Below are 7,086 nucleotides of genomic sequence, written 5' to 3' on the forward strand. Positions count from 1 at the left end.
CCCATAAGCTCTGGGATACCGTGGCTGCCAGATAGTAAGCTCACATCTTTAAAGCAATAAATGATTAATAGCCCTAATACTGCCGAGGGTAGCACTTTCCCTAGATACTGAACATACTTTGGTGTGGGTTTATTCGCTGGAAAAACAATGAACGGCAGAAACCTTGTAAACATTGTGCCTAAGACAACCATAGCAACTGTAATAATCTGCTGCGTTAAACTCATCGTCATGCTGTCACTTCCACTTTCTCTAATGGCTTTCTCAAAAAGGTTAGTATCGTCAGAATCATAATCATAGCTGGAATAATAAAATGGTTTCTACCAAAAATAATAAGACTGACAGTTGAAAGCCCAAGGCCAACGAGAGCACTATGGTGCTTTTTTTTTTTTCTCCACTGTTCAATGAAGATGACAACAAAGAGAGCCGTCATGACAAACTCTAGTCCCTCTGTGTTGAACTTGACAAGAGAGCCAAAAATCCCACCAATTGCTGCTCCTATAAACCAATAACAATGATTAAGGAATGTCACAAAAAACATAAACCAGCCTTTGTCCACGTTTTTTGGAATATTAACCGTGCAATTGATTGAAAAAGACTCATCACACAGTCCATAAATTAAATAAAACTTTTTCTTTCCAGTTCCTTTATACGTATCTAACATGGAGATACCGTAAAACAAGTGTCGAGCGTTTACCATTAACGTTAAAAAAAGGGCATTAACTGGATTAAATGGCACAAGTAATAAATTGGCTGCAATAAACTCCATGGATCCTGCAAATATTGTAAAGCTCATTAGGATTGGATAAATAGCACTAAAACCCAATGAATGCATGTAGATTCCATAAGCAATTCCCAAAAATATAAACCCTGTCAAAATAGGAAATGTATAAGGAAAAGCAGCACGGCATGCATTCCATTTCTCATTTTTTGCTTTCATGTAACTCACACCTTAATTAACTAAATTTATTTCAATTTAACACACGCAAACCATACAAAAAATAAGAGAATTGTATGTATTACAATTCTCTTTATATAACTGCCCAGATTCTATATTATGATGAAATAACAAGCTTTTATGGCTGGTACTACTTCTTATACCAGTCACAATGTGTTGGAGGAATGTTTTCTAGAAGATAAAATATTGTGAGGAGAACTCCATACATTACATGATAGGATTGTTTGGAATATATATAGACAATAGAGGTGGACTATGCCAGTAAACTCATTCGATAATTATCCCATGTCGTGGAAACCCGACAAAAAAGCTTTAAAGCGTCCTTTTTACGAATCTATTGYGGCATTACTTGAACAAGATATTATAAATGGCTTTTTAGCACCGAGAACAAAGCTACCTCCACAAAGGGAATTAGCAGATTTTCTCGACTTAAATTTTACTACTATTACTCGCGCTTATAAAGCATGTGAGGTAAAGGGATTAATATACGCTGTTACTGGAAAAGGAACGTTTGTTGCTCCTAATGCTGCTCGTTCTATTACCATTTCTAGAGGTAAAATCACAAACTGTATCGATTTTGGTTTGGTAGCTTCATTTGAGCAGTCTAATTGGATTGTAGCAGAGGAGATCCAAAAGGTTGTGAGCAAAAATTACTTAGAGAAGTTACTCAATTATAATGATCCAACCGGTATTCCACATCAAAAGACTGCAGGACTAAACTGTATGAAATCTTTTGGTATTCAAGCAGACCAAGATCATATATCAATTGTTTCTGGCGCGCAAAATGCGTTAACAATTACATTGACCGCGCTGTTTGAGCCTGGTAATCGAATCGCCACTGACTTATACACTTATTCGAATTTTATTGAATTGGCAAAAATGCTTCATATTCAGTTAGTGCCCATTCCTGGAGACCAGTTTGGAATGCTGCCAGACGAACTTGAAAAGCAGTGTACTCAACTAAATATTCATGGCATCTTTCTTATGCCATCTTGCTGTAATCCTACCACAGTTATGATGTCAGATTTTCGAAAGCAAGAATTAGCGACGGTCATTCGTAAGCATCGTTTAATCTTGATTGAGGATGATATTCATGCATTTTTAACGGCAGGTATTATTTCTGATTATCAGCAGCCAATGTTCAATTTACTTCCAGAACAAAGCGTTTATATTTGCGGTACTTCTAAGTCAATATGCTCAGGGTTACGAGTCGCCTATATGGTCTATGGAGATGCATTCCGTAAGAAAATTTTACAGGCTATTTTTAATATTAATGTAAAAACCTCCTCTTTAGATGCGGAGGTTATCACAGAGCTTATCTTATCAGGAAAGGCTCATGAAATTGTTTCCCAGAAGCAACAACTTGCACAGTCAGCAAATGATATTTATTCGGAATATTTTCCTCAAAAGGAGCTAAATGGACACCCTCTTAGTTTTTATCGTTGGCTTTCTATTGCAGAGCATAGTAATGCATTACAGTTGGAAGCAGATTTGAAGAAACATGGGATTCGAGTTTTTCATTCTGACCGTTTTCTCAGTGGACCGACCACGTCCAACAAGTATGTGCGTATTGCGCTTTCTTCTACACGTTCATTAGATGAGTTAAAAATAGGATTAAAAAGGCTCAAACAGTATCTCGGCTAATTCAAAAAGTACAAAAAATCAATCTTTAAAATATTGTAAAGCAGCGCATGAGTTTATAGCCGGAACCAAAGTCCTGAATTAATAATGCACAGTTTTAGTGCCAATTTTTCAAATACAATAAGGAGATTTTTCTATTGGATAATGATAAGTATTGCAGAATTAGAATGAGATATTATACATAGAAGAAACCCATCAAAGAAAAGGGTTAGTTACAAGAAGGTAAGCATTCTTTACAATTTTGGTAATTGGTCTTATACTAGGGCGTCAAAGAAATCATAAAATTCTAAAAATATGAATTCACATAAGAAAAAAGATTTTAATAGGAGTGAGTTTAGATGAAAGCATTAATTCATGCAGAAAAACTTGGTTTAGAAGGACTTTCAATACGTGATATAGATTCACCAAATCCTGCTGCAGGTGAGGTAAGGGTTAAACTTAAAACTGTTGGCACAAATCACCGTGACCTTTTTGTAACTAATCGTCATCAACCAACAGAGGGAACTTTAGTACTTGGTTCAGATGGTGCAGGGGTTGTTGACGAAGTAGGGAAAGAAGTTGTAAACATTCAAGTAGGGGATGAAGTCATAATAAATCCAGGTCTTGGCTGGAAAGAGAATACGCCGGCACCTCCGGATAGTTTTCAAATATTAGGTCATCCATCCAATGGAACTTTCGCTGAACATGTGGTTATACCGGCAGAGAATGTGATTCTAAAGCCAGTCCACTTAAGTTGGGAAGAAGCAGGTGTCCTCTCATTAGCAGCACTCACTGCATACCGAGCACTCTTTACGAGAGGCCAAGTGAAATCAGGAATGAAGGTATTTATCCCTGGTATTGGAAGTGGRGTTGCAACTCTTCTATTGCAATTTGCAAAGGCTACAGGAGCAACTGTATATGTATCGTCTCGGTCTGAAGAAAAGAGGCAGAAGGCCCTTGAACTCGGAGCAGATAAAGCAATTGATAGTAATGGAGATTGGGAGAAAGCACTTGAGGGGGAGAAGATGGATCTTGTCATTGAATGCGTAGGAGCAGCTACCTTCAACAAATCTCTTGCACAGCTAAAAAAAGGTGGCACTATTGTTACGTTTGGTGCATCTGCCGGGGATGTTGTTCAATTTGATTTGCGAACTTTCTTTTATGGACAATATAATTTACTAGGTTCTACAATGGGGAGTGGGAAAGAATACAAGGAAATGATCGAGTTTATTACAACTCATAACATCAAACCAGTCATTGATAGAATGTATACACTTGATCAATATGAAGAAGCATTTGTGCGATTAGAAAAAGGGGAACAATTAGGGAAAATTGGTTTTGTGATTGAAGGATAAAGAACCTTGTAGAAGCGCCTTTCTTAAATAAGAAGGGCGCTTTTTTGTAAATTACTTCGTAAGCTACATATATAACGAACAAAGCTATGAAAGTAATTCTTATTTCTATAAACGATCCGCAGATTATACCTTCAACACATACTTGGCCATTATAAAAAGATACTCCTATACTTAACACCCCTATATATACCGGTGTTAAAGTATATGTTTATATATTTCTTTCTATATTTCTTTCTAGTTACCATAAAACGGCTTCTAGGTAGCAAAGAAGCCTTTATATTGGTACTAAAGGCTTTTTTGATATTCTTTATATTTCTAAGTCACATACTAATTATGAGAAAAGATTTTCAACAAAGATAATCCATCCAGTAAGTACAATTAATACGGCACTAAGTATAATGGTTAAAACACTTCTCACAGCTGATTTCAAATTATGTACTCCAAAGAAACCTATAATACCAACTAAAAATACAACAATTGCTACATAAAAATTTAATCTTAATAATGATGGATGAGCAAAAGTTATGAAAGTTAGACAGACACATAGCAATGAGAAAACGAATGACCAAAGGTTTATCGCTTTTGTCATCTAAATTTATCTCCTTTATCTATAAAATCTACCGTATTATCTCATATTTATAATCTACAAATCTAGTTACCATAATGTTTTTTATCGCAAATCCCATGCTAAAAAGCCTTATTTCTACTATGATAAGGGCTTTTTATTTGTAAACTTATAACGTTATGAACAGGAAAGCAATTACATTATTTTGAACGAAACTATACTAAACTATAACTAGTTACAATTAAGATCAAAGACATTTTGAATAGAGGAAAAAAATTTTACTAACTTTTTAAAAATAGGACTATGTGAAAGACCCTTTTTTTATTATAATCTATTTGTATGATGTTACTATGCAATCTTCTCAATTGATTAATGTAATAAAAATCATTTTTAAACCTTTGTTTTCATGTTACATCCGAGCTAAATGAAATACAAACTGAAGGAGAGTATACAGCCCTTGGTATTCGCAATTATTTATGAGTTTTTATCTTCTCTACTAATCAAACCTGAATCAAAAATTAAAAAACGTGTTAGTTAGGCTAACATTTCATATAGGAAAGATAAAGCCCATTGACATATTAAGTCAATGGGCTTGTTTATTTATTTTATTTCTCAAATTTGTAAGGTAATGTTGTCACAATGACATTTTTTCGATAAAGAAGGTGTGCCCTTAGTAATAAGCTTGATTGGTTATGCAACGCGTTATGCCAGCTTTTTCTTGTGATAAATTGCGGAATCAAAACGGTGACAGCCATATGGCTATCATCTGCTCGCTCCTCTACACGATCAATAAAGCGTAAAAGAGGTCCAACTAAGCTTCGATATTGTGAGTAGAATGTAACTAAGCGTATATCAGGATATCGTTCGTTCCATATCTCTTCCATTCTCTTTTCACTTTCACGGTCAAATGCCACATGGACTGCAATCACTGTGTCTCCAATAATTTTTGCATAGTTAATTGAATTCTCCACAGCCCTTGTTAAACCTGCAACTGGTATAATAACTACATTTCCTTCTAATGCTAATACTTCTTTATCTCCTGGCTTGATACGAAGTTGTTTTCCTACCTCTACATAATGGTTCTTAATACGGTGGAATAGATAGACGATAAGAGGTAAGAAGATTAAAACAGCCCACACTTGTGAGAATTTTGTTGTAAAGAAAATAATCAGTACAGTGAAGCTAATAAAAGCTCCTATAAAATTGGTCACTAATTTCCCTTGCCAGCCAGCTGGCTTTTCTCTTAGCCATTTTACAATCATACCCGTCTGAGATAGCGTAAATGGAATAAATACTCCAACCGCATATAAAGGAATTAACCTTTCTGTATTACCTTGAAACGCTATGATGAGCGCAATAGAGGCAATTCCAAGTGTGACAATTCCATTTGAATAGCCCAAACGATCACCACGTATCGTAAACATACGAGGAATATACTTATCTACAGCTAAATTAACAGCCAGTAAAGGAAAGGCTGAAAAGCCTGTATTGGCAGCCAACACTAGAATTAAAGCCGTCGTACCTTGAACAAAATAATAGAAACCATTTCGTCCAAATACTTGGGAAGCAAGCTGCGAAACAACTGTCTCCTCTGCTTTAGGTACAATTCCAAACCAATAAGCCAAGAACATGACACCTGAAAATAAAATAGCTAAAATAATGCCCATTGCAACAAGCGTACGTACTGCATTTCTTGCAGCCGGTTGTCTAAAGTTTGTTACAGCATTTGAAATAGCTTCTACGCCTGTAAGGGCTGAACACCCTGATGAAAAAGCGCGTAGTAGTAAAAATAAGCTGATTCCTGGCACTGCAGTTCCAATAGCAGGATGAACATCAGGAGAGACCTGACCAGTCGCTACTTTCCATATTCCTATCCCTATTAATAGAACCAATGCAACCACAAACAAATAAACGGGATACGCTAATGCTGAAGCAGATTCTGTTACCCCTCTTAAATTCAAAACCATAATAAAAATAACCAATAAGCAAGCGATAATGACTCTATAGTCATGAAGAACAGGAAAAGCAGATGTTAACGCATCTGTTCCAGATGAAATACTTACAGATACGGTTAAAATATAGTCTACTAATAGAGATCCTCCGGCAATAAGCCCTGCATTCTCTCCGAGGTTATGTTTAGATACAACATAAGCGCCACCACCTTCTGGATAGGCATAAATAATTTGGCGATAAGAAAGAATAAGTGCTGTTAAAAGGATAAGTACACCAATACCTATGGGTATTGAATACCAAAATGCGATCATTCCAATGGTAGCAAGCACAATTAAGACTTGTTCTGGGCCGTACGCCACGGATGAAAGTGCATCGGATGAAAGAATAGCTAAGGCTTTGACCTTATTTAACTTTTGTTCACCTAGCTCCTTTGATTTAAGTGGCCTCCCAATTAATAAACGTTTGATGGATGAATAACTCATCTAAAATCCTCCTGAAACCTTTGCCATTACTGATATTAGTTTACTCTCATCATTCCCCATCTCAGAAAAAAAACACAAAAAAGAACACTAAGGTTCTGCTTAGTGTTCTTTCCAGGACAAATAAAAGCAAACCTTCTCTCCAAACGCTGATGAGGT

6 protein-coding genes are annotated in these 7,086 nt (G+C 35.9%); 2 read left to right on the forward strand and 4 right to left on the reverse strand.

Features of this window, described 5'->3' with window-relative positions; translation table 11 throughout:
* Together AC1DRF_RS13195 and azlC are read right to left on the reverse strand one after the other, a co-directional pair.
* On the reverse strand, window positions 1-230 hold a 230-nt coding region (locus AC1DRF_RS13195; RefSeq protein ID WP_477740899.1), incomplete at its 3' end, for a branched-chain amino acid transporter permease.
* Entirely contained in the window at window positions 227-937 is a 711-nt protein-coding gene (azlC, locus tag AC1DRF_RS13200) for an azaleucine resistance protein AzlC (protein WP_477740900.1), read from the reverse strand. The genes azlC and AC1DRF_RS13195, both read right to left, overlap by 4 nt.
* A gap of 273 nt (window positions 938-1,210) precedes the next feature.
* Between azlC and AC1DRF_RS13205 the strand changes: the two genes are divergently transcribed.
* Complete coding sequence (locus AC1DRF_RS13205; protein WP_477740901.1) at window positions 1,211-2,599, forward strand: aminotransferase-like domain-containing protein; 1,389 nt, start codon at window positions 1,211-1,213, stop codon at window positions 2,597-2,599.
* 335 nt (window positions 2,600-2,934) lie between these two features.
* Entirely contained in the window at window positions 2,935-3,930 is a 996-nt protein-coding gene (locus tag AC1DRF_RS13210; RefSeq protein ID WP_427077220.1) for a zinc-binding dehydrogenase, read from the forward strand.
* Between the two features lie 331 nt (window positions 3,931-4,261).
* Here the strand turns inward: AC1DRF_RS13210 and AC1DRF_RS13215 are convergent, their stop codons facing one another.
* The gene (locus tag AC1DRF_RS13215) at window positions 4,262-4,519 is read right to left on the reverse strand and encodes a hypothetical protein (protein ID WP_098278163.1); all 258 of its coding nucleotides are present in this window, start codon (window positions 4,517-4,519) and stop codon (window positions 4,262-4,264) included.
* 581 nt (window positions 4,520-5,100) lie between these two features.
* Window positions 5,101-6,930, reverse strand: a complete 1,830-nt coding sequence (locus tag AC1DRF_RS13220) for an APC family permease (RefSeq protein WP_427077219.1) — start codon at window positions 6,928-6,930, stop codon at window positions 5,101-5,103.
* Between the last annotated feature and the right edge of the window lie 156 nt (window positions 6,931-7,086).

Source organism: Priestia sp. P5_B4 (genome assembly GCF_056400385.1).